At 66.2% G+C, this 25,125-nt stretch carries 23 protein-coding genes, 2 tRNA genes and 2 pseudogenes; 12 read left to right on the forward strand and 15 right to left on the reverse strand.

Annotated elements, in window-relative coordinates:
- The first annotated feature begins 11 nt into the window (after positions 1–11).
- A complete protein-coding gene (locus tag CFB34_RS17225; RefSeq protein ID WP_089439773.1) occupies positions 12–656 on the forward strand; it encodes an SGNH/GDSL hydrolase family protein in 645 nt (214 codons plus the stop codon).
- A gap of 70 nt (positions 657–726) precedes the next feature.
- Here the strand turns inward: CFB34_RS17225 and CFB34_RS17230 are convergent, their stop codons facing one another.
- From CFB34_RS17230 to CFB34_RS17250, 5 genes are all read right to left on the reverse strand, one after another.
- Positions 727–1,707, reverse strand: a complete 981-nt coding sequence (locus CFB34_RS17230; RefSeq protein ID WP_089439772.1) for an NADPH:quinone oxidoreductase family protein — start codon at positions 1,705–1,707, stop codon at positions 727–729.
- Positions 1,708–1,855: 148 nt separating this feature from the next.
- The gene (locus CFB34_RS17235; RefSeq protein WP_089439771.1) at positions 1,856–3,685 is read right to left on the reverse strand and encodes an acyl-CoA dehydrogenase; all 1,830 of its coding nucleotides are present in this window, start codon (positions 3,683–3,685) and stop codon (positions 1,856–1,858) included.
- A gap of 107 nt (positions 3,686–3,792) precedes the next feature.
- A complete protein-coding gene (locus CFB34_RS17240) occupies positions 3,793–4,560 on the reverse strand; it encodes a class II aldolase/adducin family protein (RefSeq protein WP_089439770.1) in 768 nt (255 codons plus the stop codon).
- A 72-nt stretch (positions 4,561–4,632) separates the two neighbouring features.
- Complete coding sequence (locus CFB34_RS17245) at positions 4,633–6,957, reverse strand: xanthine dehydrogenase family protein molybdopterin-binding subunit (RefSeq protein WP_089439769.1); 2,325 nt, start codon at positions 6,955–6,957, stop codon at positions 4,633–4,635.
- Positions 6,954–7,415, reverse strand: a complete 462-nt coding sequence (locus tag CFB34_RS17250; RefSeq protein WP_089439768.1) for a (2Fe-2S)-binding protein — start codon at positions 7,413–7,415, stop codon at positions 6,954–6,956. Before CFB34_RS17250 ends, CFB34_RS17245 begins: the two co-directional genes overlap by 4 nt.
- A 411-nt stretch (positions 7,416–7,826) precedes the next feature.
- Between CFB34_RS17250 and CFB34_RS17255 the strand changes: the two are divergent.
- The 3 genes and pseudogenes from CFB34_RS17255 to CFB34_RS17265 form a co-directional block, all read left to right on the forward strand.
- Positions 7,827–8,159, forward strand: a pseudogene (locus CFB34_RS17255) (hypothetical protein); the annotation flags it as partial.
- Positions 8,160–8,306: 147 nt separating this feature from the next.
- Positions 8,307–10,023, forward strand: a pseudogene (glmS, locus tag CFB34_RS17260) (glutamine--fructose-6-phosphate transaminase (isomerizing)).
- 112 nt (positions 10,024–10,135) lie between these two features.
- Positions 10,136–11,260, forward strand: a complete 1,125-nt coding sequence (locus CFB34_RS17265; protein WP_089439767.1) for a M14-type cytosolic carboxypeptidase — start codon at positions 10,136–10,138, stop codon at positions 11,258–11,260.
- Positions 11,261–11,686: 426 nt separating this feature from the next.
- Here CFB34_RS17265 and CFB34_RS17270 read toward each other — a convergent pair.
- Both CFB34_RS17270 and CFB34_RS17275 read right to left on the reverse strand, forming a co-directional pair.
- Positions 11,687–11,763 (reverse strand) — tRNA-Arg (locus CFB34_RS17270).
- Positions 11,764–11,931: 168 nt separating this feature from the next.
- Positions 11,932–12,762: an undecaprenyl-diphosphate phosphatase gene (locus CFB34_RS17275; protein ID WP_039347620.1), complete on the reverse strand. Its 831-nt coding sequence runs from the start codon at positions 12,760–12,762 to the stop codon at positions 11,932–11,934.
- A gap of 478 nt (positions 12,763–13,240) precedes the next feature.
- Between CFB34_RS17275 and CFB34_RS17280 the strand changes: the two genes are divergently transcribed.
- The 5 genes from CFB34_RS17280 (at position 13,241) to CFB34_RS17300 (ending at position 18,800) form a co-directional block, all read left to right on the forward strand.
- Positions 13,241–14,152 carry an aldose epimerase gene (locus CFB34_RS17280; RefSeq protein WP_089439766.1) on the forward strand — a complete coding sequence of 304 codons (912 nt, stop codon included), beginning with the start codon at positions 13,241–13,243 and terminating at the stop codon, positions 14,150–14,152.
- Between the two features lie 165 nt (positions 14,153–14,317).
- Positions 14,318–15,019 carry a peptidoglycan DD-metalloendopeptidase family protein gene (locus tag CFB34_RS17285; protein WP_089439765.1) on the forward strand — a complete coding sequence of 234 codons (702 nt, stop codon included), beginning with the start codon at positions 14,318–14,320 and terminating at the stop codon, positions 15,017–15,019.
- A gap of 368 nt (positions 15,020–15,387) precedes the next feature.
- A complete protein-coding gene (locus CFB34_RS17290; protein ID WP_089439764.1) occupies positions 15,388–17,025 on the forward strand; it encodes an acyl-CoA synthetase in 1,638 nt (545 codons plus the stop codon).
- 76 nt (positions 17,026–17,101) lie between these two features.
- Entirely contained in the window at positions 17,102–17,425 is a 324-nt protein-coding gene (locus CFB34_RS17295; RefSeq protein ID WP_089439763.1) for a DUF2288 domain-containing protein, read from the forward strand.
- Positions 17,426–17,435: 10 nt separating this feature from the next.
- A complete protein-coding gene (locus CFB34_RS17300) occupies positions 17,436–18,800 on the forward strand; it encodes an MATE family efflux transporter (protein WP_089439762.1) in 1,365 nt (454 codons plus the stop codon).
- 19 nt (positions 18,801–18,819) lie between these two features.
- Here CFB34_RS17300 and CFB34_RS17305 read toward each other — a convergent pair whose 3' ends face one another.
- Positions 18,820–18,996: a hypothetical protein gene (locus tag CFB34_RS17305; protein WP_089439761.1), complete on the reverse strand. Its 177-nt coding sequence runs from the start codon at positions 18,994–18,996 to the stop codon at positions 18,820–18,822.
- A 136-nt stretch (positions 18,997–19,132) separates the two neighbouring features.
- Between CFB34_RS17305 and CFB34_RS17310 the strand changes: the two genes are divergently transcribed.
- Positions 19,133–19,303, forward strand: coding sequence for a hypothetical protein (locus CFB34_RS17310; RefSeq protein ID WP_011351621.1), 171 nt, complete (start codon positions 19,133–19,135; stop codon positions 19,301–19,303).
- Positions 19,304–19,503: 200 nt separating this feature from the next.
- Here the strand turns inward: CFB34_RS17310 and CFB34_RS17315 are convergent, their stop codons facing one another.
- Positions 19,504–20,310, reverse strand: coding sequence for a GNAT family N-acyltransferase (locus CFB34_RS17315; protein WP_089439760.1), 807 nt, complete (start codon positions 20,308–20,310; stop codon positions 19,504–19,506).
- Between the two features lie 170 nt (positions 20,311–20,480).
- Positions 20,481–20,942, reverse strand: a complete 462-nt coding sequence (gene sixA / locus CFB34_RS17320) for a phosphohistidine phosphatase SixA (RefSeq protein WP_089439759.1) — start codon at positions 20,940–20,942, stop codon at positions 20,481–20,483.
- A gap of 139 nt (positions 20,943–21,081) precedes the next feature.
- Between sixA and CFB34_RS17325 the strand changes: the two genes are divergently transcribed.
- Together CFB34_RS17325 and CFB34_RS17330 are read left to right on the forward strand one after the other, a co-directional pair.
- Positions 21,082–21,158 (forward strand) — tRNA-Pro (locus tag CFB34_RS17325).
- Positions 21,159–21,367: 209 nt separating this feature from the next.
- Positions 21,368–21,628, forward strand: a complete 261-nt coding sequence (locus CFB34_RS17330) for a hypothetical protein (RefSeq protein ID WP_143329434.1) — start codon at positions 21,368–21,370, stop codon at positions 21,626–21,628.
- A 5-nt stretch (positions 21,629–21,633) separates the two neighbouring features.
- On the opposite strand, the gene CFB34_RS17335 is transcribed toward CFB34_RS17330, so the two are convergent.
- Genes CFB34_RS17335 through CFB34_RS17355 form a run of 5 tightly spaced genes read right to left on the reverse strand, consistent with a single transcriptional unit; the run spans position 21,634 to position 25,117 of the window.
- Entirely contained in the window at positions 21,634–22,113 is a 480-nt protein-coding gene (locus CFB34_RS17335; protein WP_089439757.1) for a DUF2514 family protein, read from the reverse strand.
- On the reverse strand, positions 22,110–22,529 hold the full coding sequence (locus CFB34_RS17340) for a glycoside hydrolase family protein (RefSeq protein ID WP_089439756.1): 420 nt from the start codon (positions 22,527–22,529) through the stop codon (positions 22,110–22,112). Before CFB34_RS17340 ends, CFB34_RS17335 begins: the two co-directional genes overlap by 4 nt.
- The gene (locus CFB34_RS17345) at positions 22,522–22,791 is read right to left on the reverse strand and encodes a holin (protein WP_242808672.1); all 270 of its coding nucleotides are present in this window, start codon (positions 22,789–22,791) and stop codon (positions 22,522–22,524) included. Before CFB34_RS17345 ends, CFB34_RS17340 begins: the two co-directional genes overlap by 8 nt.
- Positions 22,791–23,126 carry a holin gene (locus tag CFB34_RS17350; protein WP_089439754.1) on the reverse strand — a complete coding sequence of 112 codons (336 nt, stop codon included), beginning with the start codon at positions 23,124–23,126 and terminating at the stop codon, positions 22,791–22,793. The genes CFB34_RS17345 and CFB34_RS17350 overlap by 1 nt, the downstream gene beginning before the upstream one ends.
- An 8-nt stretch (positions 23,127–23,134) precedes the next feature.
- Positions 23,135–25,117, reverse strand: coding sequence for a hypothetical protein (locus CFB34_RS17355; RefSeq protein WP_143329433.1), 1,983 nt, complete (start codon positions 25,115–25,117; stop codon positions 23,135–23,137).
- Positions 25,118–25,125 lie beyond the last annotated feature (8 nt).

A 25,125-nucleotide genomic window follows, 5' to 3' on the forward strand; every position in this document is an offset into this window, starting at 1 on the left:
ATGAAGGGACGATGACGCAGAAAACCGTGCTCTGCTACGGCGATTCGAACACCCATGGCACCCGCCCGATGACGCGTGCCGGCGTACTGGAGCGGTTCGCACGCGAAGAACGCTGGACCGGCGTGCTGGCGCACACGCTCGGCGCGAGCTGGCGGGTCATCGAAGAAGGGTTGCCCGCGCGGACGACCGTGCATGACGATCCGATCGAAGGCCGGCACAAGAACGGTTTGTCGTATCTGCGTGCATGCCTCGAAAGTCACTTGCCCGTCGATGTCGTCGTGCTGATGCTCGGGACCAACGACCTGAAGACACGCTTCTCGGTCACGCCCGCCGACATCGCGACGTCGGTCGGCGTGCTGCTTGCGGAGATCGCCGCGTGCGGTGCCGGCCCGTCCGGTGCATCACCGACGCTCGTGCTGATGGCGCCTGCGCCGATCGTCGAGGTCGGATTCCTCGGCGAGATCTTCGCGGGCGGCGCAGCGAAGTCCCGGCAACTCGCGAAGCGGTACGAACAGGTGGCAAGCGACGCCGGTGCGCACTTTCTCGATGCCGGCGCGATCATCGAGGTGAGCCCGGTGGATGGCGTTCACTTCGAGGCCGATCAGCATCGTGCGCTCGGGCAGCGGGTCGCGGCCCTTCTGCAGCAAATCGCGTAACGCGCTCGAGCGCCGAATCGCAGCCGCGCGGCGTGTGCCGGAACGCGGCACGTCGCGCGCGGAAAACCGGTCACGCGTCCGGCAGGATCACCACCTTGCCCTTCACCTGGCGGTTCGCCATCCGCGCGATCGCATCGGCCGCATCGGCCAGCGACACGCGCTCGGTGATCGCGGGTCGTACCTTGCCGGCCGCGAACCATTCGGCCAGCAGGCGCATGTTCGCGACATGCTGCTTCGGATCGCGGCGCACCGCATCGCCCCAGAACACACCCAGAATGTCGCGCTCCTTGAGCAGCGCCAGGTTCAGCGCGAGCTTCGGGATCTCGCCGGCCGCGAAGCCGACCACGAGGAACCGGCCGCGCCACGCCGTCGCACGCAACGCCGCTTCGCTGTAGGCACCGCCCACCGGATCGTAGACGACGTCCGCACCGCGGCCGTCGGTCAATTCGTCCACGCGGCGGCGCAAGTCTTCGGTCGCATAGTCGATCGTCTCGTCCGCGCCCGCTTCACGGCACAGCGCCAGCTTGTCCGCACTCGACGCCGCCGCGATCACGCGCGCGCCGAGCGCCTTCGCGATCTCGATCGCGGCGAGGCCAACGCCGCCCGCCGCGCCCAGCACGAGCAACGTCTCGCCTGCTTGCAGCCGCGCGCGCTGCTGCAACGCGTGCAGCGACGTACCGTACGCCAGCACGAGCGCCGCGCCCTGCTCGAATGTCATGCCCGGCGGCAGCGCGGCAATCTGGTGCACGTCGGCCACGCACTGCTGCGCGAAACCGCCGTGCCCGGTGAACGCGACCACCGCATCCCCCGGCTGCCACGCGGTCACGCCCTCGCCCACCGCATCGATCACGCCGGCGAATTCCGCACCCGGTGAAAACGGCAGCGCCGGCTTCACCTGGTACAGCCCCTGGACGATCAGCGCGTCGGGGAAATTGAGCGACGCGGCCTTCACCTGAACCCGGACCTGGCCCGCGGCCGGCTCGGGAATCGTCACGTCCTCGATGCGCAAGCTGTCGATCGGGCCGAATGCGGTACACAACAGGGCTTTCATGTTCGTCTCTCTCCTTGAGCGGCGTCGCCGCGCATCATGTCATGCTGCGGGGCGGACCCGCATGGCCGGTTCACGGCGAATACACAACAGCCGACGGAATCGGCATCCACGACATCGTCTGCATTCCGGAATGTCGGTGAAACAACGATCAGAACCACGCGTCGCGCATGTCGAGCGTCGTCGTGTCGACGCGCGCGAGCAGATCGAGCTGCGCATCCACTTTCGGCAAGTCCCAGTTGAAGAAATAGCGGGCCGCCGCACGCTTGCCGTCGTGGTAATCGTCGGCGTGCCCGTGCGCGGCAAGCGTCACGTCGAGCCACAGCCACGCCACGACGAGATGGCCGAACGCTTCCAGATAGACGCTCGCGTTCGCGAGCCGCGCCTGCGGATCGCCGACCGCGCCGAGTTGCCGCGTGACGTCGACCAGCCGCGCCCAGCGCCGCGCCAGCGCATCGGCCTGCTCGCGCAGCTCGGCACCAAGCGCTCGCGCGTGTTCGACGGTCGCGCCGATCCGCGCATCGAGTGCGCGCAGCAACGCGCCATCGTCCTGGGCGACCTTGCGGCCCAGCAGGTCGAGCGCCTGGATCCCGTGCGTGCCTTCGTGGATCGGGTTGAGGCGATTGTCGCGATAGAGCCGCTCGACCGCGTAATCGCGCGTGTAGCCATAGCCGCCGTGCACCTGGATCGCGAGGTCGTTCGCCGCGAGACACCACTGCGACGGCCAGCTTTTCGCGATCGGCGTCAGGATGTCGAGCAGGCGCGTGGATTGAGCGCGCACGTCCGCATCGTCATGCGCGCGTGCTTCGTCGACCAGTTTCGCGCAATACAGGATCAGCGCGAGACCGCCTTCGACATAGGCCTTCTGCGCGAGCAGCATGCGCCGCACGTCCGGATGGTCGACGATCGGCGCCTGCGGCGCGGCGGCATCCTTGCCCGCCGGCCCGAGCGGGCGCCCCTGCGGCCGGTTGCGCGCATAGTCGAGCGCATGCAGATAACCCGTGTAGCCGAGCGCCACCGCGCCCGCGCCGACACCGATGCGCGCTTCGTTCATCATGTGGAACATGTAGGCGAGGCCATGGTTCGGCTGGCCGACCAGATAGCCGATCGCGCCTGCGCGCCCTTCCGGGCGGTAGCGCGTGCCTTCGCCGAAATTCAGCAGGCAGTTGGTGGTGCCGCGGTAACCCATCTTGTGGTTCAGCCCCGCGAGCACCACGTCGTTGTGCTCGCCCTGCGCCGCGCCATCGGCGCCCGGCAGGTACTTGGGCACGATGAACAGCGAGATGCCGCGCGTGCCGGGCGGCAGCCGGCCGTGTTCGTCGGGAATCTTCGCGAGCACGAGGTGGACGATGTTCTCCGTCAGCTCGTGTTCGCCACCCGAGATCCACATCTTGTTGCCGGTCAGCCGGTAGCGCGGGCCGAGCGGCGAATCGCCTTCGAAATCCGCCCGTGTCGCGATATCGGACAGCGACGAACCGGCCTGCGGCTCGGACAGGCACATGGTGCCGAGATAGCGCCCTTCCAGCTCCGGGCGCGCAAATGCGTCGATCTGCGCGGGGCTGCCGTGCGCGACGAGCAGGTTCGCGTTGGCGGCGGTCAGGAACGGATAGGCGGACGTAGCGATGTTCGCGGCCTGGAAGAACAGGAACGATGCGGCTTCGACCAGCTTCGGCAAGCGCATGCCGCCGAGCGCTTCGTCGTGGCCCGCGGCGATCAGCCCGGCGTCGGCAAAGGCGCGCACGGCCGGTGCGACGTCGGGGATCAGCGTCACGCGCTCGCCGTCGAACTGCGGCTCCTCGCGATCGCCACGCGCCGCGTGCGGCGCGAACAGGTCTTCGGCAATCCGCTCGCTGGTGTCGAGCACCGCGTCGAACGTCTCGCGACTGTGCTCGGCGTAACGCGGCAGCGCGACGAGCGCTTCGGCGTCGAGCCAGTCGTACAGCAGGAACGCGAGATCGCGTCGCGACATCAACAAGCTCATCGTGCTGCCTCCCGGGACCGGCTTCGTCAGCCGAATGAAGGATTCCGTGACGGAAAGTGCTGGCAGGAATTTAGCACGGTCGTTCTAAAACGACAACGACGGATGCGCTAGTCCGCGTAACCGGGATTGCGCCGGTCGAGCCGGCGCAGCAAGCCGGGCCAGACGAGCGCCCCGGCGCCCATCCCGCGCGTCACCGCGGCGATCTGCTGCTTGATACCGTCGAGAATCGGCTGGCCGATCGGCAACAACGCAGCGCCGCCGGCCTGCGCGCGGACCTGGATCATGCAGGCTGCTTCGAAGAAGTACATCGCGACGAACGCGTCTGCCGGTGTCGCGCCGACGGTCAGCAGGCCGTGGTTGCGCAGCATCAGGTTCGTGTTGGCGCCGAGGTCCTGCACGAGGCGCGCCTTCTCGCCCTCGTTGAGCGCAATGCCCTCGTAGTCGTGATAGCCGAGCGACGCCAGCACGCCGAGCGACTGCTGCGACAGCGGCAGCAAGCCCCCTTCCTGCGCCGATACGGCGACGCCGTTGATCGAATGCGTATGCATCACGCACAGCGCATCGTCGCGGGCCGCATGCACCGCGCTGTGGATGGTGAAGCCGGCCGGGTTGATCTCGTAAGGTGATTCGGACACCTTGCGTCCGTCGAGATCGACCTTCACCAGCGACGATGCCGTGATCTCGTCGAACATCATCCCATACGGGTTGATGAGGAAATGGTGCTCCGGGCCGGGCACGCGTGCGGAAATATGGGTGAATACGAGATCGTCCCAGCCGAATAGCGCGGTGAGACGATAGGCTGCCGCGAGGTTGACTCGCGCATCCCATTCGGCGGGGGAAACCGACTGCATCACACTGACTTCGGAAGAGGCCACGTCACGCTCCTTGCGCAGGGGTCGATGTGCACCGGGCCGCACGATGCGGCCCGGCGTGGGGAATAGTGTGCGTCAGCCCGCGTGCGGCTTCGCGAGCTGATCGGCAATCGGCAGGCTGCGGATACGCGTGCCGGTCGCCGCGAAGATCGCATTGGTCAGCGCCGGCGCAACGGGCGGCAGGCCCGGCTCGCCCACGCCGCCGAGCGGTGTCGCAAAATCGTCCGGTGCGACGAGATGCACGCGGATTTCGCGCGGCGCCTCGTTCATGCGCAGCACCTGGAAGCCGTTGAAGTTGCTCTGCTCCGGATGGCCGTCCTTGAACGTGATCTCGCCGTGCAGCGCGATGCCGAGCCCCATCACCACCGCGCCCTCGAGCTGCGAGCGTACCCGCTCCGGATTGACCTGCGGCCCGCAGTCGATCGCGATGTCGACCCGCGGCACCGTGATCTTGCCGTCGGCATCGACCTGCACCTCGCACACCACCGCCGTGTACGACACGAAGCTGCGATGCGCGGCGATCCCGAGCCCGTGCCCCTTCGGCATCTTGCGCCCCCAGCCGGCGCCGCGCGCGACCGTCTCGACCACGCGCCGCAGCCGGCCGGTATCGATCGGATACAGCGCCGGATCCTCGCCGTAGTTCGCGTTCTTCACCGTGATGTGCGGCTCGAAACGCCGCGCGGGCCCGATCAGGTCGAGCAGGAAGTCCTTCGGGTCGCGACCGGCCGCGTGCGCCAGCTCCGACACGAAGCTCTGGATGCCGAACGCATGCGGGATGTTGTAGACCGAGCGGAACCAGCCGATCCGCGTGTGCGCTTGCGCGGCCGGATTCTCGATCCGCACGTTCGGAATCGCAAACGGCAGGTCCGCAATCCCCTGCGCGAGCTCGCCCGGCTGCTCATGCACGACACCGGCCCTGAACGTCGACTGGATCGACGGCGCGACCGTGCGATGCTGCCACGCGACCACTTTCCCCGACGCATCGATCCCGCCGTCGAACGCCTCGAGCGACACCGCATGGAAATAGTCGTGCGCGATGTCGTCCTCGCGCGTGAACGTCAGCTTGACGGGTGCGCCGACCGCCTTCGACAGCAGCGCCGCCTCCACCACGTAGTCGGGCTTCGACTTGCGGCCGAAACCGCCGCCGAGCAGCGTCACGTTGACCGTCACGCGCTCCGTCGGCAACCCGAGCGCCTTCGCGACCTCGTCACGCGTGGTCTGCGGCGCCTGCGTGCAGGTCCATACTTCGCAACGGCCGTCGGCCACGCGCGCGACGGCCGCGGGCGGCTCCATCGTCGCGTGCGCGAGATGCGGGATGTAGTACGTCGCCCGCACGCGCTTCGCGGCGCCGGCCAGCGCTGCCGCTGCATCGCCGTCGTTGCGGATCACGTCGCCCGGTTGCGCGGCAGCCGCTTCGAGCGTCTCGCGATACGCGGCGGAATCGTAGTTCGCGTTGGGCCCGCGCTTCCAGTCGATCTTCAGTTGCGCGCGCGCCTGGATCGCGGTCCACGTATCGCGCGCGACGACGGCCACGCCGCCGAGCGGCTGGAAGCCGGACGGCAGCGGTGTTGGCGCAAGCTGCACGACCTTGACGACACCCGGCAGTTTCTCCGCCGCCGATGCATCGACCGATGCGACCGTGTCACCGTAGGCCGGCGGCCTCGCGACGACCGCATACAGCATCCCGTCGAGCCGCGTGTCGATCCCGTAGTGCGCACGGCCGCCGACGATGTCGCGCCCGTCGATCAGCGCCGTTTCACCCTTGCCGATATAGCGAAATTCAGCCGGCGCCTTCAGCGCCACCGTAGCCGGATCCGGCACCGGCAGCGCCGCTGCCTTCGCCGCCAGTTCACCGAAGCCGAGCTTGCGCCCGCTCTTCGTGTCGACGACCTCGTGCACCGTCGCCTTGACCTGACGTGCATCGACGCCCCACGCCGCGGCTGCCGCCAGTTCGAGCATCGTGCGCGCGGCCGCGCCCGCGCGGCGCAACGCGGCGAAACTCTGGCGCAGGCTGCGCGATCCGTCGGTGTTCTGGTTGCCGTAGCGCGGCTCGTCGCCCACGGCCTGCGCGACCTTCACGCGCGCCCAGTCGGCGCCCAGCTCGTCCGCCACGACGAGCGCGACGCTCGTGCGCACGCCCTGCCCCATCTCGGAGCGGATGCAGGTCACGGTGACCGTGCCGTCCGGCGCGATCGCGACGAACAGGTGCGGATCGTCGCGCAACCCGTGCGGCATCCCGGCGCCGCCATACTGCGGATTCGCGCTGACGGGCGGCTGCACCGGTGTCGCCGCGTGGACGAGCGACGGCACGCCGAACGCGAGCAGCAGCCCGCCGGATGCGAAGCCGAGCAGCAGCGCGCGACGGCTTTCGTTATGGACGGAGAGTTCGGGCGCGCTCATGCGGCACCTCCGCGGCGCACAGCCAGGCGGATCGCCGCACGAATGCGCGTGTAGGTGCCGCAGCGGCAGATGTTGCCGGACATCGCATCGTCGATGTCGGCGTCGGTCGGATGGGGATTCGTCTTCAGCAGCGACGCGGCCTGCATGATCTGCCCGGACTGGCAGTAGCCGCACTGCGCGACGTTCAGTTCCTGCCACGCCTGCTGCAGCGGATGATCGACGTTCGTCGACAGTCCCTCGATCGTCGTCACGCGCTTGCCGGAAGCGGCTGCGACCGGGGTGATGCACGAGCGGATCGCAACGCCGTCGAGGTGTATGGTGCAGGCGCCGCACAGCGCCATGCCGCAGCCGAACTTGGTGCCGGTGTGGCCGAGGACATCGCGCAGATACCAGAGCAACGGCATGTCGGGATTGCCGTCGAAGTGCTGCTCGCTACCGTTGACGGTCAGCGTGATCATCGTTCACCTCCTGGTCGAGGCGCCCGCATCGCACCACGGGTGCCGGGTGGGGATTCGAACGGCGGCGGGTGCGCTCTGCTGCGCCGGCTCCGCGCCGTCTTGTGGACTGCTCCGCCGGCAGGGCCGGCGGTCAATGCGTGGTGATTGGCGCGGCTGGCTGGGGATGGCCATCGGGCCCGCGATCCGGATGGATAGCGGGCACGCACCAGCCCGGATTCTGCCCCATGCAAACCGTCACTCAGGCAACGCGATCATGTCGGGGCTGCCAGAAATGGCGACTCGGATCGCAGCACTTGCGTGCCACGTTCGGCCTCGGCGGGTTCGACATTGCCCAGGGGGCGCCAGAATCGTATGCGGAATCGCCCCGGGCTCCAACTCTAACTGATGTGCGGCAGTTTTGCGTCGTCGGTGCAGATCCTCCCGCTCCTTTCCGGTATTCAGGTTCCCGAACAATCCGGCGAGACGTTCTACGCGCAGGGGATGCGGAAGTACGGCAAGAGCTGGCCGCAACTCGCCAACACCGATTATCCGTGGAGCTTGATCGCGCTGGTAGCGCTCAAGATGAACGATTGGGGCACCGTCGCCTGCTGGCAAGCGCGATCGGGCCCGTACCGGCACGGCGCGCACTGGAACGTACTAGAGGAGTCGCTTTATCTGGCATTCGAAAGCCGGATGGCCGCGCCCGTCATCGCCGCTCGATGCGGATTCACGACGGCAGCGGCAACGGCAACCGCATCGCGCTGACGCAACGACGCGCGCGGTCCATGATGACTAACAGGGAGGAGACGTGTCATGTGTGGCATCGTCGGCGCGGTCGCGCAACGGGACATCGTCCCGATTCTGATTGAAGGTTTGCGTCGCCTCGAGTATCGCGGCGACGATTCATGAGGCGTGGCGACGGTCGTGAACGGCCAGGCGCGTCGCGAACGCAGTGTGTCGCGTGTCGCCGATCTCGACGCGCACGTGCGCACCACCGGCCTCGCCGGCGGCACCGGCATCGCGCACACGCGTTGAGCGACGCACGGCGCACCGGCAACCTGCAACGCGCATCCGATCTTCTCGCGCGACGAAATCGCACTCGTGCACAACGGCATCATCGAAAACCACGAAACGTTGCGCAAGCAACTTTCCGATGTGCATTACGAATTCGATGGCCAGACCGACACCGAGGTCGTCGCGCACCTGATCCACAGCCAGTACCGCGGCGATCTGCTCGCCGCCGTCCGTGCAGCGACTTCTCAGCTTCACGGCGCGTACGCGATCGCCGTGTTCAGCAAGCACGAGCCGCAGCGGCTGATCGGCGCGAAAGTCGGCTCACCGCTCGTCGTCGGCGTGAAGGACGGCGAATGCTTTCTCGCCTCCGATGCGCTCGCGCCCGCCGGCATCACCGACCGCTTCATCTTTCTCGAGGAAGGCGACATCGTCGAATTGAGGCCGGGCGGCGTGCGCGTACTCGATCGTTGCGGCGCACCAGTCGAGCGCGCGGTGCAAACCATTTCCTCCGCGCAGGCCGCGGTCAAACTCGGGCCGTACCGGCACTTCATGCAGAAGGAGATTTTCGAGCAACCGCAGGCCGTGGCCGCGACCCTCCCGGATGCGGGGCTGTTCGATCCGGCCGTGTTCGGCCCCGACGCCGCGCGGGCGTTCGAGCAGATCGACAACGTGCTGATTCTCGCGTGCGGCACGAGTCACTATTCCGGCCTGACCGTGCGCCGCTGGCTCGAAACGATCGCACGCCTGCCCGCGCAGGTCGAGATCGCGAGCGAATACCGTTACAGCGATGCGCTCGCGATGCCGAACACGCTGGTAGTCAGCGTGTCCCAATCCGGCGAGACCGCCGACACGCTCGCCGCGCTCAAGTACGCGCAGGCGCTCGGCCATGTCGACACGCTGGCAATCTGCAACGTGCCGACCAGCGCGATGATGCGCCAGACCGCCCTGCGCTTCCTGACGCGGGCCGGCCCGGAGATCGGCGTCGCGTCGACCAAGGCGTTCACGACGCAGTTGGTCGCGCTGTTCATTCTCGCGGTCACGCTCGGCCGGCTGCGCGGCTATGTCGACGATGCGCAGCTCGCGCGCTACACGAAGCAATTGCGGCGGGTGCCCGGTGCGCTCGAGGATGTGCTCGGGCTCGAGCCGCAGATCGAGCGCTGGGCGGAGGAATTCTCACGACACGAGAATGCGCTGTTTCTCGGGCGCGGGCTGCACTACCCGATCGCGCTCGAAGGTGCGCTGAAGCTGAAGGAGATTTCGTACATCCACGCGGAGGCGTATCCCGCGGGCGAGTTGAAGCATGGGCCACTCGCGCTCGTGACGCATACGATGCCTGTTGCAACGATCGCGCCGAACGACGCGCTGCTCGAGAAGCTGAAGTCGAACATGCAGGAAGTGCGCGCGCGGCGGCCAGCTTTACGTGTTCGCCGATGCCGATACGCTGATCGACAACAGCGAAGGCGTGTCGGTACTGCGGATGCCGGATTACTACGGGCTGTTGTCGCCGATCCTGCATGTGGTGCCGTTGCAGCTGCTTGCGTATCACGCGACGTGTTTGCGTGGCGCGGATATCGACAAGCCGAGGAATCTGGCGAAATCGGTGACGGTTGAGTGACGGGGCTGGGTAACCTGGGGCGGACCTGTGTGGGTCTTCGAGGAATCCATCCGACCCGCCCTACGCGATTCGAACGTGTGACCTACGGCGAAACTGTCCTAAGATCACACCTATGCACATCGACACCGATTTCGAAGCCGCCGCCATCGATCACGTTGCCTCTCCCACCAGCGGCTCTCCCCTGCGTTTGCGTCTGCGCCGTGACAACGCCGCCGAATTCGCCCAATGGTTCGCGTTCGAGCTGGTCGATCTGCCGCCCGAGGGCATCGACGTGCGCATCGAGGGTTTGGCCGGCTCGTCCTACCCTAAAGGCTGGGTCGATTATCGCGTCTGCATGCGCGCCGATGGCGGCGAGGCGGCGGCCTGGCGCCGCCTGCCAACGGACTTCGATGGCGATGCGCTCGTCTTCCACGCGCCCGGCCCGGCCCGGCGCCTGCGCTTTGCCTATTTCCCGACCTTCGACCGCGTCGCCGAGGACAACCTCGTCGCTCAGGCGACGCAGGCAGGCGCAACGCTCGAGACCCTCGGGACCTCCGCGCTCGGCGAGCCGATCCGCATGCTCTCGTTCGAGGGCAATGCGCCACGCACTCGCCTCTGGTTCATGGCTCGCCAGCATCCGGGCGAATCGCAGGGCGGTTATTGCCTCGAGGGCCTCGTGCAGGGGCTTTGCGGCGAGCTGCGTCCTGCTTGGGAGAACGGTGGCTCAGCCGTGCATGTCGTCGTCAATGCCAATCCGGACGGTGTGCGCCTGGGCAACCTGCGCACGAACGCGCACGGCGCCAACCTCAACCGCTGCTGGGACCGCGAGTATCCGGATGCGCCCGAGACGGCCGCCGTGCGCCGTCGCATGCGAGCGCTCGGGCTCGACCTGCTCGTCGACTTCCATGGCGACGAGGTCCTGCCCCACGTCTTCTCGGTGGGCGCCGACGGCAGCCCCGCCTGGACGCCACGCTTGCAGGCCCTGCGCCGCACGTTCGACGAGGACCTGCTGCGGCGCTCCCCCGTATTCCAGACGGCGCGCGGCTATTCCGTAGACCGACCTGATCACGCGAGCCCAAGGAAGTGCATCCCGTGGGTGGCGGAGCAATTCGATGCGCTGGCGATGACCATCGAATTGCCGTTCAAGGAGAGCGCCGACCGACCGCGCGACGACGCCGATGCGACCGCATACGCCCGCACATTCGGACGGGCCGTGCTCGAAACCGCGTTGGCGCTTGCGCCGTCCGTGCGGCCTTGAGGTCCTGCCCGCCCTCCGTCGAGCACGCCTGGACGCCTCCAGGGTGCCAAACCTTCGTTTGCGCGACGGTTTGAAGGTCAGGATTGCGGCCCTCGTCCGGACTTCGATTCCGGCACAAGCCAGCTATCTGCGACGGAATACGCTGGTCAGCGGTATAAAAAAGCCAAGACTTGGAGCGTCTTGGCATCTGCGGTTACATCGAGAAGTGTTGGAGGTCAGCCAACCAAGCACCGCCGCCTCGATCTTCTCGTGCGGCCGGCTTGGCATTTCAGCGTACGACGCCATCAAGTGTTTGTCAGTGAGAGCAGCCGGCTTCGCATGGATGGGTTGCGATCCGGTTGAATGCAAACACCTGCATGCTGCGTACACGAGCATGCCGACAAAGGATGGGAAATTTGAAAATATCAGCTGATGAACTGATTTCACTGGCCCGCCCTACACGATTCGAACGTGTGACCTACGGCTTAGAAGGCCGTTGCTCTATCCAACTGAGCTAAGGGCGGTCGGGAAGAAAAGACACGGCTCGCGCGGGCCGCATTTGACACAAAGCTTCAAGCGGCAGCAAAACCACCAACCTCGAAGCCCCGAAACAAAACGGGCCCGGCATGAAGCCGAGCCCGAAATTATACCCGATCATCGCGCCGCATCACGCGAGATCGACCTTCGCAGCGTCAAACCGGCTGCGGATGCAGCATGAACCAGCCGAGGCAGAACACACCGGCGATCACGCAATACACGCCGAACGAAGCCAGCCGGCCACGCCCTTCGAAGTAGCGCATCAGGAACCGCACGCTCAGATACGCGGCGATCGCCGTCAGCACGCCGCCGAGCAGCGCATCGGCGAGCTGGTCGCGCGCATGGAACAGCTTCGGCAGCTCAAGCACCCCCGCCGCGAAAATGATCGGCGTACCGAGCAGGAACGAGAATTCCGCGGCCTTCTCCGCCGTCAGCCCCGCGGCATTGCCGGCGATCATCGTCAGCCCGCTGCGCGAGAAGCCCGGAATCAGCGCGCCGATCTGCGCGAGACCCACGAAGAACGCCTGCTTGAACGTCATCTTCTCCGGTGCCTGATGCGCGCGGCTGCGCTGGATGCGATCGCCGAGCCACAGCAGCACGCCGTTCACGATCAGCGCGACCGCGACGATCCGCAGGTCGTGGAACACGCGTTCGATGCGCTTCTCGAGGAGCAGCCCCACGATGCCGGTCGGGATCGTGCCGATGATGAGCGCCCACATCAGGTGCCCGTCGTCGTTCTTGCGGCCGCCGAGCTGCGCGAAGAAGCCGCTGATCAGCGCGATCCAGCGCGCGCGGAAATACCACAGCAGCGCCAGCGCGGTGCCGAGGTGCAACGCGACGAGGAACGGCAGCAGTTGCGGTGCGTGCTTGTCGATGTGCATGCCGAACAGCGCCGGCACGAGCAGCGTATGGCCAAGGCTGCTGACGGGGAACAGTTCGGTGACGCCCTGCAGGACGCTCAGGAATACCAGAAACCAGAGACTCACGCGTCGGTCCTTTTAGTGAAAATTAAGCGGAAAGAGAAGCGGACGACGCGATGCGCGTCCGTAAAAACGCGCCCCGATTATGCCGAGCCCGGATTACCGCGCCAAGGCATTTGGCTGGATATTGCGGCAATGCACACAAACGCTTGCAATTTGTAAGCGCTCAGAAAGCAAAAAGCCCGCCATTTGCATGGCGGGCCTTTCGACTTCGGCAGGAATTGCCGTCAGCGGCCGAGCTGATAGAAAAATAATACCGTGCTGCCGGTGAACATGCCGAACAGTGCGATACCCATTGCCATTGCCAGATCCATGGCCCCCTCCACGAAGTGTCATGACCCGGCAACATCACCGGTTTAGAGGCATTATCCCGACCGATGACAGTCTGAAAAACTCGCAATTTCCCGAGAAGGGTTTTCCCCGAGCCGCCACGGCCCGATAATGGAGCGCGCCGTTCCCGTCCACCCGCCCAACCCGATTCGCCATGCCGACCTTCCAGCAACACGACATTCACGAACTTCACGCCGGCCCGTCGCTCGTCCGGATCGCGCCGCAATTCGGCGGCCGCCTGCTGTCATGGGATGTCGACGGCGAACCGGTGATCTTCTGGCCGGATTCGGCCGACTGGAGCAACCTCGCACGCGTGCGCGGCGGCAACCCGCTGCTGTTCCCGTTCCTCGGTCGTCATCGCGTCGACGGCGAACTCGGCCGCTGGCGCGACGCCGCCGGCGTGGTGCGCGACCTGCCGATGCACGGCTTCGCGCGCGACCTGCCGTTCGCCGCGCACCCGTCGGCCGACGGCACCGCGCTGTCGATGACGCTCGACGCGACCGACGCGCTGCGCGCCAGTTACCCGTTCGACTTCCAGTTTGAGGCGACTTACCGGCTGGCCGACTCGCACACGCTCGAAGTCGCGCTGACGACGACCAATCGCGGCGACACGCCGCTGCCCTACTACGCCGGCCACCATTTCTATTTCGCGCTGCCGCACGGCGAACGCGCCGACACCACGCTCGAGCTGCCGCCCACGCATCGTTGCGCGCAGCAGGCCGACGGGTCGATCAGCACGCCCGAGCCGGGCGAGGCCCGCTATCGCCTCGACAACCCGGACATCCTCGACCGCTTCCACTGCCTCGACAGCGTGCCGGCCACACCGGTGCGCATCGTGATGCCGGGCCGCCGCCGCACGATCGAGATCGCGCTCGACGTGCCGGGCTCGATCCCGTGGTACGCGGTGACGACCTGGACCGAGAAGCCCGATTCGGACTTCTATTGCGTCGAGCCGTGGCTCGGGCTGCCGGATGCGATCCACAACGGCCGCGGGCTGCGCCTGCTCGCACCGGGCGCGACCGAAACGGCCACGCTGCGGATTCGCGTCCTCCCGCTCGCCGGCTGATACACAGGCTTGATACGCAGGCTGAAACGCCGTCAGGCCACGCGTGGAACCGGCGCGCCGCAGCCCCGATAACGGCCCAAACTGCGGTGCGCGGGTCGAACCCGTTAAAATCGGACGTTTTGTGTTGCCTGTCGCGTCACGCGCGGCAGGGTTTTGCGAGGTTCAATGTTCGGAACAACAACGAAGCGACTCTTCGCAGCCGCCTGCGCCGCCCTGCTCGTCGCGTGCGGCTCCGCGCCCGTCGGCCCCGGGTTCTATCGCGTCGAGCGCGGCGATACGCTCTACAAGATCGCGCGCGACAACCGCACGTCGGTATCGAACATCGTGCGCTGGAACCAGATGACGAACCCCGATGCGATCGAAGTCGGCCAGGTGCTGCGCGTCGCGCCGCCGCCCGGCACGACCACCGCATCGACGCCGTCGACCACCGGCACCGGCAGTGCCGGCCGGGCCCGCCCCGCGCCGTCCGCGCCGGTCGAATCGGCCGTCAAGCCGGCCACGACCATCGCGCTGATCTGGCCGGCCGCCGGCAACGTGGTCCGCACGTTCGACGGCTCGAAATCGAAGGGCATCGACATCGCGAACTCGCCGGGCACGCCGGTTGTCGCGGCTGCGCCGGGTGTGGTGGTCTATGCGGGTAACGGGCTGCGCGGCTACGGCAACCTGATCATCCTGAAGCACAACGCCGACTACCTGACCGCCTACGCGCACAACCGCGCGCTGCTGGTGAAGGAAGGCCAGTCGGTCACGCAAGGGCAATCGATCGCCGAGATGGGCAACAGCGACAGCGATCGCGTCGCGCTGCATTTCGAGCTGCGCTACGGCGGCCGGTCGATCGACCCGTCACGCTACCTGCCGGCGCGCTGAGCACCCGATGGACGACACGCGATGCCGGCACGCATCGCGTGTCGTCGCGGTGAAAACCGGGAAAGGTGATGTCAGCGCTTGCGCAGACGTCCGGTGAACCGGCCGGACAACGGATCGACGTGACGGGCAAACGCTACCAGTACGCCGATTCCGATCAGGCTGAACCCCGCAGCTATCAGAAGCAAATCCATGGTCACACACTGATTTTTTCGTGATCTTATGCGTCATTGTGGAATCGTGCACTGAGCCGAGGCTATTGGACGAGTACGAAGATTCCCTACCCTCAGACGCCATTGTGGATTCGTCTGCGTGAAATCCTGATGTAATCCAATCGGCCGACATCACGTTCGCCCCCAGGAGACACCTCGATGCTGCCCGCCGCCGACCGCTACGACGACCTGCTCTCCCGCTTCGCGTGGGACGTTCCGGCGCGTTACAACATCGGCGTGGACGTCTGCGACAAATGGGCGGACGACAGCGGACGCCTCGCGCTGATCCACGAAACGGCGCAAGGCGAGGTTGTTCGCTTCACGTTCGACGACTTGAAGAATGCTTCTAACCGGCTCGCGAACAGCTTTTCGCGCGCCGGCCTGCGGCGCGGCGACCGGATCGGCATCTTTCTCGCGCAGGGCCCCGAAACGGCCGTCGCGCACCTCGCCGCGTACAAGCTCGGCGCCATCGCGGTGCCGCTCTTCACGTTGTTCGGCGTCGATGCGCTCGAATACCGGCTCGCGAACAGCGACGCGGCTGCGCTCGTCACCGATGCGGCCGGCTACGCGAAAATCGCGCCGCTGCGCGCCCGGCTGCCGGCACTGCATACCGTCTACTGCATCGGCGACGATGCGCCCGATCAGCCCGATGAGCCCGATCAGCCGGGCGTGTTGCGCTACGACGCGGCGCTCGCCGCCGAAACACCCGAGTTCGTGCCGGCCGATACGGCCGCCGACGATCCGGCGATCATCATCTACACGTCCGGCACGACGGGCAAACCGAAAGGCGCGCTGCACGCGCATCGCGTGCTGCTGGGCCACCTGCCGGGCGTCGAGATGTCGCAGCAGTGCTTCCCGCGCGACGCGCGCCTGTTCTGGACGCCCGCCGACTGGGCATGGATCGGCGGCCTGCTCGACGTGCTGCTGCCGTCATGGCATCACGGCGTGCCCGTGCTTGCGCGTCGCTTCGAGAAATTCGACGGCGACGCGGCGTTCGCACTGATGGCGCGGCACGGTGTCACCCATGCATTCCTGCCGCCCACCGCGCTGAAGCTGATGCGCACCGTCCCGGCACCGCGCGAACGCTACGCGTTGTCGCTGAAATCCGTCGCGAGCGGCGGGGAATCGCTCGGCACCGAGCTGACGGCCTGGGGGCGCGACGCGCTCGGCGTGACGATCAACGAGTTCTACGGGCAAACCGAGTGCAACATGGTGCTGTCGTCGTGCGCGGCGCTGTTCGATGCGCAGCCTGGCGCGATCGGCAAGGCGGTGCCCGGCCATGCGGTCGCGATCGTCGACGCGGACGGTACGCCGCTGCCGCCCGGCGTCGAAGGGCGCATCGCGGTGCGCCGTCCCGACCCGGTGATGTTCCTCGAATACTGGCGCAATCCCGCCGCGACGCGCGACAAGTTCGCCGGCGACTACCTGCTCACCGGCGACACGGGCACGATCGACGCCGACGGTTTCGTGCGCTTCGTCGGCCGCGACGACGACGTGATCACGAGCGCCGGCTACCGGATCGGCCCGGGCCCGATCGAGGACTGCCTGCTCACGCATCCGGCGGTGCGAATGGCCGCCGTGGTCGGTGTGCCCGACGCGACGCGCACCGAGATCGTCAAGGCGTTCGTGGTGCTGAATCCCGGCCACGCCGGCGACGAGGCGCTCGTGCAGGCGCTGCAGGCACATGTGCGCACGCGCCTTGCCGCGCACGAGTATCCGCGCGCGATCGCGTTCGTCGACAGCCTGCCGATGACCGCGACCGGCAAGATCGTGCGCCGCGCGCTGCGCGACGCGTAGGCCGGCCGCCCGCCGTGCCGCCGGCTTGGCCGGATGGTTTATAGTGGCGCCACTACGCAGTCTTTCCTAGAAAACGATGTCCTCTGATCACCACTCCGGCGCGGGCGCGTCGCACAGCCCGCTCTACGCCAAACTCCTCGGCGAAACCGCCAAGATCGACTGGTGCGATCTCGAACGCTTCTTCGCGCAGGGCAAGCTGCTGTCCGTGGCACGCGACCTCGATCTCGTCAGCGTCGCGGAAGCCGTTGCCGACGACGATGCCGAGCAGGTTACGCGCTGGCTGTCGTCGGGCCTCGTCGCGCGCATGCCGGCCGAAACCGCTGCCGATTACGCGGCGCGCAACCCGGAGCTATGGGCGGTCGTCGTCTCGCCTTGGGTCTGCGTGCAGGAACGCGCCTGACGCGTCCGCCATGTCCGAAGCCGCGTTATCGCACGGGGCCGGCGCGGCCGCCGTCACGCATCGGCGTGTCCTCGCGCTCGCGTTCCCGATCGTCCTCGCGAACCTGACCCAGCCGATCCTCGGTGCCGTCGACACGGCCGTCGCGGGCCACCTCGACGGCACGCAGTACCTGGGCGGCGTCGCGCTCGGCGGGTTGTTCTTCAATTTCGTGTTCTGGGGGTTCGGTTTCCTGCGGATGGGGACGACCGGCCTCGTCGCGCAAGCGCATGGCGCCGGCGACGCCGCCGGGATCCGCCTGAACCTGCTGCGCGCGTTGATCGTCGCGTTCGCACTCGGCGCCGCGGTACTGGCGCTGCAGGTGCCGCTGCTGTCTTTTGCGCTGTCCGCGCTCGGCGGCAGCGATGCCGTCCGCACCACGGCGCTCGCCTACAGCCAGGCGCGAATCTGGAGCGCCCCGTTCGCGCTCGCGAACTACGTCGTGCTCGGCTACCTGCTCGGCATGCAGCGCGTGCGGCTCGCGCTCGTCGCGCAGGTGTTCATCAATGCGGTGAACATCGGCGCCGTGCTGCTCTACGTGTATGGCTTCGGCTGGGGTATTGCCGGTATCGGCGCCGCGACGGCCACCGCGGACGCATGCGGTTTCGCGCTCGGCGCATGGATGCTGTGGCGGCTGTGGCCGCGCGGCCTTGCGCCGATCGCGGTACGAGCACTCGCCGACCGCGCCGCGCTCAAGCGGCTGATCGTGCTCAATCGCGACATCTTCCTGCGCACGCTGTGCCTGCTCGGCGCATTCGGCTGGTTCGCCCACCTCGGTGCAAAACAGGGCGATGCGACGCTCGCGGCGAATGCGCTGCTGCTGAATTTCCAGACGTTCATGGCGTACGGCCTCGACGGCTTCGCGCATGCGGCCGAAGCGCTCGTCGGCGCGGCGGCTGGCGCACGCGACCGCAGCGCGTTCCGGCAGGCCGTACGCGTCACGCTGTTCTGGTCGGCACTCGGCGCGCTGCTGTTCACGCTCGTGTACTGGGCCGCCGGCGGCTGGATCGTCGCGCGCCTGACCGACCAGGCCGAGATCCGCGAAATGGCGCTGCGCTACCTGCCGTGGGCCGCGCTTTCGCCGATCGTGTCGGTCTGGGGCTTCCTGCTCGACGGCGTGTTCATCGGCGCCACGCAGACGCAATCGCTGATGCGTGCAATGGTCGCGTCGTTCTCGATCTTCGTGGTGGCCACGCTTGCCGCCGTCGGCACGTTCGGCAATCACGGCCTCTGGTTCGCGCTGCTGCTGTTCATGGCCGCACGCGGCGCGACGCTGGCGCGCTACCTGCCGGCGCTGTTGCGGCACATCGGCGCCGACGCGCCCGCGGCCCGCGCCTGACGGCGGGCCGACCCGGCCGTTATTGCGTGGGTTTCGGCGGCGGCGCGTCGAGCATCGACGGCGGCGTCATGTCGGTCGGCACGCCGTGATAGTCGGCCGGATCTTCCGGCGGATGGCCGCGACGGGCCTGATGCGGATCGCTGGTACAGCCGGCGAGCAAGGATGCGGCCAGCACGGCCAGCATGAAACGGTTCATCGGGTAGGGCTCCGGAAATCGGCGCGCCCATCGCACGCCGGGACCGCGCCGAGTCTAGCGGAAATCTCGCTTCGGAGCCGCGCCGCGCATGTCCTACTATATACGCATGGCGCTGTGCCGCGGAAAGGAGGCTGCCATGTCGTCTGAAGAAATTGCCGGCCTGATCGGGCTGTTCGTCGGTCTGATGGTGCTCGTCGCCCTGTCGTTCTTCGAGTCGCGCGAATACAAGCGCAGCCATGAAGGCGAAGGGATGATCCACCACTGGATGGCCGAACACCACCTGCTCGACTGGCGGCGCAAGCACTAAGCGCGCCGCTGCCGTCCGGCCCTTCCCCGGGCCGTTCTCGAACGTGCCGTCCCGCGGCACGCTGGGGATTGTGTATCGCCGAAATTAACAGGGCCCGGTCGCACTCGTCGATCAGATGGACGAACGCCGTCGCGCGGCACGTGCCACGCGACGGCGTTCGCTTGCGCGCGCCCCCGCGGGCGCGACGCGATTCCGACGGCTCAGCCCAGGAAGTGGCGGGCGTAGCGCGCGTTGATGTCGGACAGGCGGAACAGCGTCAGGAAATCCGCGCAGTTGAAGTCGGGATCCCAGGCCGGCGCACCGCAGATCTTCGCGCCAAGACGCAGGTAACCCTTGATCAGCGGCGGCGGCGCCACGACGGTGCCCGTCTGCAGTTCGTCGACCGGCAGGGGCGTGTGCGGGAACGCGCGATATTCCGGCGCCGTCAGCGAGCCTGCCGACAGCGACTGGTACAGGTTCGCCGCGTAGTGGCCGCCGTCGGCCATCGACACGCTCGCGCAGCCGAGCATCGTCTCGTAGCCGTTCTGCATCATGTACGCGCCAAGGCCGCCCCACAGCGCCATGATGACGGCGCCGCTGCGGTAGTCGCTATGCACGCACGAGCGGCCCACCTCGACCATCTTGCCGCGCAGATGCGTGAGGCGCGACAGGTCGAATTCGCCTTCGGCATACAGGCGGCCGACGCGCGCCGCCTGGTGCGGCGGCAGCACGCGATACGTGCCGACGACCTTCAGGGTGTCGAGATCGCGAACCAGCAGGTGGTCGCAGTACGCATCGAACGGATCGACGTCGAGACCGGAGGGACCGCTCACCTGCGCGCCCATCTCTTCGGCGAACACGCTGTAACGCAGGCGCTGGGCTTCGCGCAATTCGTCTTCCGTACGCGCCCACGCGGCGCGCAGGCGATACTCCGATGTGACGGTTTCAGCAGCGCGCGGCAGATGGCGCCGCGACGTGTCGAGGGGCAGCGAGGCAAAAGGGAGCGTAGGCGTCGGCAGTTCTCGCATTAGGCTTTCCTGGTCGTAAGGAATAGGACGACATGCCCGCCAATGTAGTAATCGGCCGTGACCGTTATGTGGCACGACCGTGTCCTTTCAATGACGTGTCGCCGAATTGACTTTAGCAGAAAGCTTGCGAAACCGTATGATCAATCCCTTCAAAGCTCTTCAGGCGGGCCTCAGAGCAGGTCGGGCGTCAATACCGCACGCAATACGGCCTGCCGGCTGCCGTCACGCGTGCGGCTCGCCAGCCACACGATTCCGCCCTTCTTGACGCTCCAGCTGTCGTCGCCGCCGGCGATCAGCTGCGCGGCAACGCTGCCGAGCGTCGGCTGGTGACCGACGATCACGACCGTCGGCGCGATGCCTTCCGGCCAGCCGGCCGCCGTCAGCACGTCGTCGACGCCGCCGCCCGGCGCGAGCGTGTCGACCGTCCGGTACTGGTCGGTCAGCGCCTCGACCGTCTGCACCGTGCGCGCCGCCGGGCTCGCGAGGATCACGGCGTTCGTCTCGAGCCGGCCACGCAGCCATTTGGCCATCGCCTGCGCGTCCTTGCGGCCCCGGACGGTCAACTGGCGCGCGAGATCGCTCGTCGCGTAGTCTTCGGCTTCGGCGTGGCGCCACAGGATCAGGTTCATCATGATGTTCTCCTTGCTTCGGCGAGCGGCCCGCCGATGATCGGGCGAATTGTCGCAAATTGCGGGCGTTTGCCGCCGCGGCATTTGCCCGCATATAGGGATTGACCGGATCGGATATTCAACGATACAATCTTTGGCTCGTCGGAGCGTAGCGCAGCCTGGTAGCGCATCTGATTTGGGATCAGAGGGTCGTAGGTTCGAATCCTATCGCTCCGACCACAAATACCCAAGCGGCACAATGGTTTGCGGATGGTTCACAAAACCACCGCAAACCGTCTCCAAATTCAAAAATCCCCCTTCTCCAAAATGTATGCTGCCGGCCTACGCCGCGACAGTACCGGATTAGCCTCGATCTGGAGAAAATTTCGCGCGCTTGAGCTCCGCATCGCTGGCGCAAATACTGTATGCCCGCACAGTGTTTTAGCACCATGCCGCGCCTCGACCTTCCGTTCTTCAATTGCCCGACGACGCGCGAACTGCGCGCGATGTGGCGCCGCTATCCCGAGGGGCACGAGGTGCGCATGCTCATCCTCGAGATCGTTCGAGCACGGGAACAATTCAAAGAGGCAGAGAGCCTGCGGCAGACGGTTCAATCGGTCTGGACCGAAGACACCGGCGGCAGCCATCTAGTCGCGCTGCACAAGCTCCGGTTGCTTCTGCAGGATGAGGTGCGCCGGTGGGACTGGTAGGCGGGTCAGCGGGCCGCCGTGATCAGCGCGTCGTAATCGCGCTCGCACTGCTGGCCGGCGATGCGGGCCCGGTCAGCGTACTCTGCCAGGTCGCCCGCGCGCTGGTCAGCGCGGCCGAGCACGTCGGCAAGCAGATCGAGGGCGTCGCCGGCTGCCGGGCTTCCGGCGGCAGCGGCGGGATAGCGGGCGGCCGCGACGAGTTGATCGACGCGCTGCTGCAGGCTGCCAGCGGCAGCACGAGCAGCAAAAGCATCAGCCAGTGCCGCGGTGCGTTGTTGGTTCGCATCTTTCGCGATCTCCGATTGAGCCGCAGTGCGGCGTTGTTCTTCGGTGCGGGCCGCGTCGACGGCTGCGAGCTGCGCCTTCTGCGCTGCGGCGGTCGCTGTCCGAACTCCGGCTTTGTGGCCCGCGAAGTAGCAAGTTCCCGCCGTGACCGCGAGCGCGACGATGAAGGCAAGCCAGAGGCGGGGGTCGAGGATCGTCATGCGCCGCTCCGCATCATCGAGGCGAGCCGCGTCGCGCGAGCACCGACCTGACCCGCCCACTTCGACGCAAGCATGCCGTCGGCCGCTGCCGCATAGTCGCCGCGCTTCATCGCCGCCAGCGTGTTCACGAACGTCAGCAGCTGGCCCTGCATGTTGAAAGCCATGTTCACAATCACGCGCTGGCGTACCGGGTCAAGCTGGCGCCACCACGGCAGATTGCGATCGAGCCACGCCTCGGTTTCCGCGACATCGTTCTGATACATCAGATCGATCTCGTTGTCGCGGAAGCCCTTGTCGGTCAGGTTGCGACCGATGCCGCCTGACACCTTGCCGACCGTGTCGGTGTAGATGCGCGGCTTGCGCCCTTCGTCCAGCGTAAGCTCCGCTTTAAGCGCAGCCGCGTCGTAGTTACCCATGCTTGTGCTCCTTCGTCCACCAGTAAGCCTTGCGGCACATCACCCACAGGCACACGATCGCCGTGCCGACCGTCATCATCGTCTCGGGCAGATCGATCACGGGCAGCATGCGGATCGGCTTCAGCACGTTGACAGCTGCCGAGATGCCGACGATCGAGAAGCCGACCGTGCCCCACCAGCCCGTCGCGATCGCATCGGTGACGGCGATCCAAATGCAGAACGCAAGGACGACGAGGTTTGCGAGAACGAAAATCGTGACCATCACGGACCTCCGAAAATGCGTCGTTTGAGGGCCCCGATGAAGTCTGCGTTGTTGATTTCTTTGAAAAGCTCTTTCGTGACCGCCAGGCCGAACAGGCCGACGAGAAAGCCGATTGCCTGTTGCGCGCCGCTGTCGGTGATCGAGAACCACGATACGGCAGCCGGGCCGCCGTAGTATGCGAGCGCCGCCCCCGACAGGAACGAGACGGACTTTTGCTTGCGCGTTAGCCCGTCGCCGATGAAGCTCAGCGCGATCAGCGAGCCGACCGCGCCAGGTACGATCTTCACGAGCAACGCGCCTGCTGCGGCGATAGCGCTGGTAGTCGGTTCCGCCATATAGTCCCCTACTGAATTTCGCAATTGCCGCTGAACACGAGCACCGATCCGTTCGCCGCGGCAAATGAACCGTCGTACTTGCTCACGAATTCGATGCTCGTGTTGGAGCTCAGATACCCGTGCACCGAAAGGTTGTTTTGCGCATCGACGCCCGTGACCGCGACCGACAGTCGAACCTGGAAAGGCAACTGGATCGAAAGTGGCCCCGACGCGGTGCCGATGTTGGTGATCGAAGCGAACAACGTCCACGTCGCGGTTTTTCCGTTCGTTGACCATCGCAACGTCGCCGTGTATGCACCGAGTGCGCCGCTTTGCGCTGTAATCGTCGGGGTATAGGTAGTACCGTTCGCGCAGCCGGTATTCGGATGAAAATCACCGAGGACGTTGTTTGCGACATAGCCTGCCCAGTAGTAGCAGTTGTACCAGCGTGACGACGCATACACACCCCAACCGGAATTATTGAAGATGTGAGATTCGGCAGAAATCGACATCACGATCGACACGTCGTCGATGTGGAAAGCATTGCCCTTGTGGTTGAAAATCTGCCCCGAGCTGACATTGAATCGTCCGTTGGGCCAGCGCTTGACCCACACGCCATGGAACGGCCCGGCACCGGGGCCAAGCTGTCCGGATGACCCGATAAAGCCCGCCAACGTGACAGGAGCATTGCTCGTAAGTGCGTCGTCGAACACGACACCGGCCACCGTCGCACCGTCGCAAACAGATCCTGCTTCGTAGAAAATTTCCCGGTTACGCCATGCAGCGATCGTCGTGTCGAACAGGTAGTTGATCCCGTTATTGAAGCTGTTCAGCTGCCCGGTGCGGAGGCCCCCAAAGCCGCCGCCCTGATGCAGCCCGTTCACGCAGAAGCTGATATTGCCTCGCGTCAGAAACAGATCCGATCCCGAATCGTCGGTGCCGCTTCCGTTGAGGCGCAGCCCGTCGACCATCATCGTTGCGTTCATGGTCGTCAGATAGAACACGTTCACGACGTCGAGCCATGCGCCGTGGTACATCTTGTCGTTCTTGCTGATCATCCCGCACGAGAATTCCTCGACCGAGTTGCGCACCATGAACTTCTTGAGGTGCACGCCGGCGCCCGCCGTCATCTTCACGGACGACTCGAACCCGATACCCCCAATGCACCAATACGAACACGTGGTCGTGCCGTCACCGAACCTGATGGAATCCTGGTCAGTGGCCGCACCGATCCAGTTGATAATCGAGTTCGCCGCACCCGCGGTCAGGATCGAGATGTTGCTTCCGACCTTCGTTACGGTCGCGCTGACGTTATAGACGCCGGGCGGCATATAACCCGCGAGCGTAGGTGACAGCACATTCAACCAACGCTGAATCGCGGCCGTATCGTCATGTCCGGTATTCGATCCAGCGATGCCGTCACCATATGCGCCAGCCTGCTTCAGCGACAGCGGCCCGGTCAGTTGAAGTTTCCAGCGAGCGCCGTCGGCCGCAACGATGATCGTGCAGCCGTTGTCCAAGCTCGACTCGTCGTCCGGATCGACCTGAAACGCACCGCCGCCGTCATCATGCGGCCGGTAGTAACCCGCCGCAAAGGCGCGCTGATAGACCAGACTCGACAGACTGCGCAGCTCCGCGACCGAATTCACAACACGGTTCACGCGGCCCTTGAAGAGCTGCGTAAGCGATACCCCGTCGAACTTCAGCGCGTTCGTGGCCGCCCCATTGTCGAAATCCGCGAACGACATTGCAGCTGCCACGACCGCATCCCACACCACCAGGCCGTTTCGATCCTTCACCACCTGACGGTAGACGGTATTGCCCCAGATCGGCGCCTGTCCGCGCGCGTCGAGCTCGACGGGGTTTGTATTCGGGATCGTCAGATCGATGTCCTGCCATGTGTCGATCTTCGTTTCGGTGCTCGGCTGGTAAAAATAGACCTGGCCGCCGATCAGCGGGCGCCCGTTTGCGTCTTCGAACTGTGTTTTCCCGTTCGGAAGGATCATTGACATGGTTTAAT

Origin of the sequence: Burkholderia sp. HI4860, from assembly GCF_002223045.2 — a bacterium.
Lineage (GTDB): Bacteria > Pseudomonadota > Gammaproteobacteria > Burkholderiales > Burkholderiaceae > Burkholderia.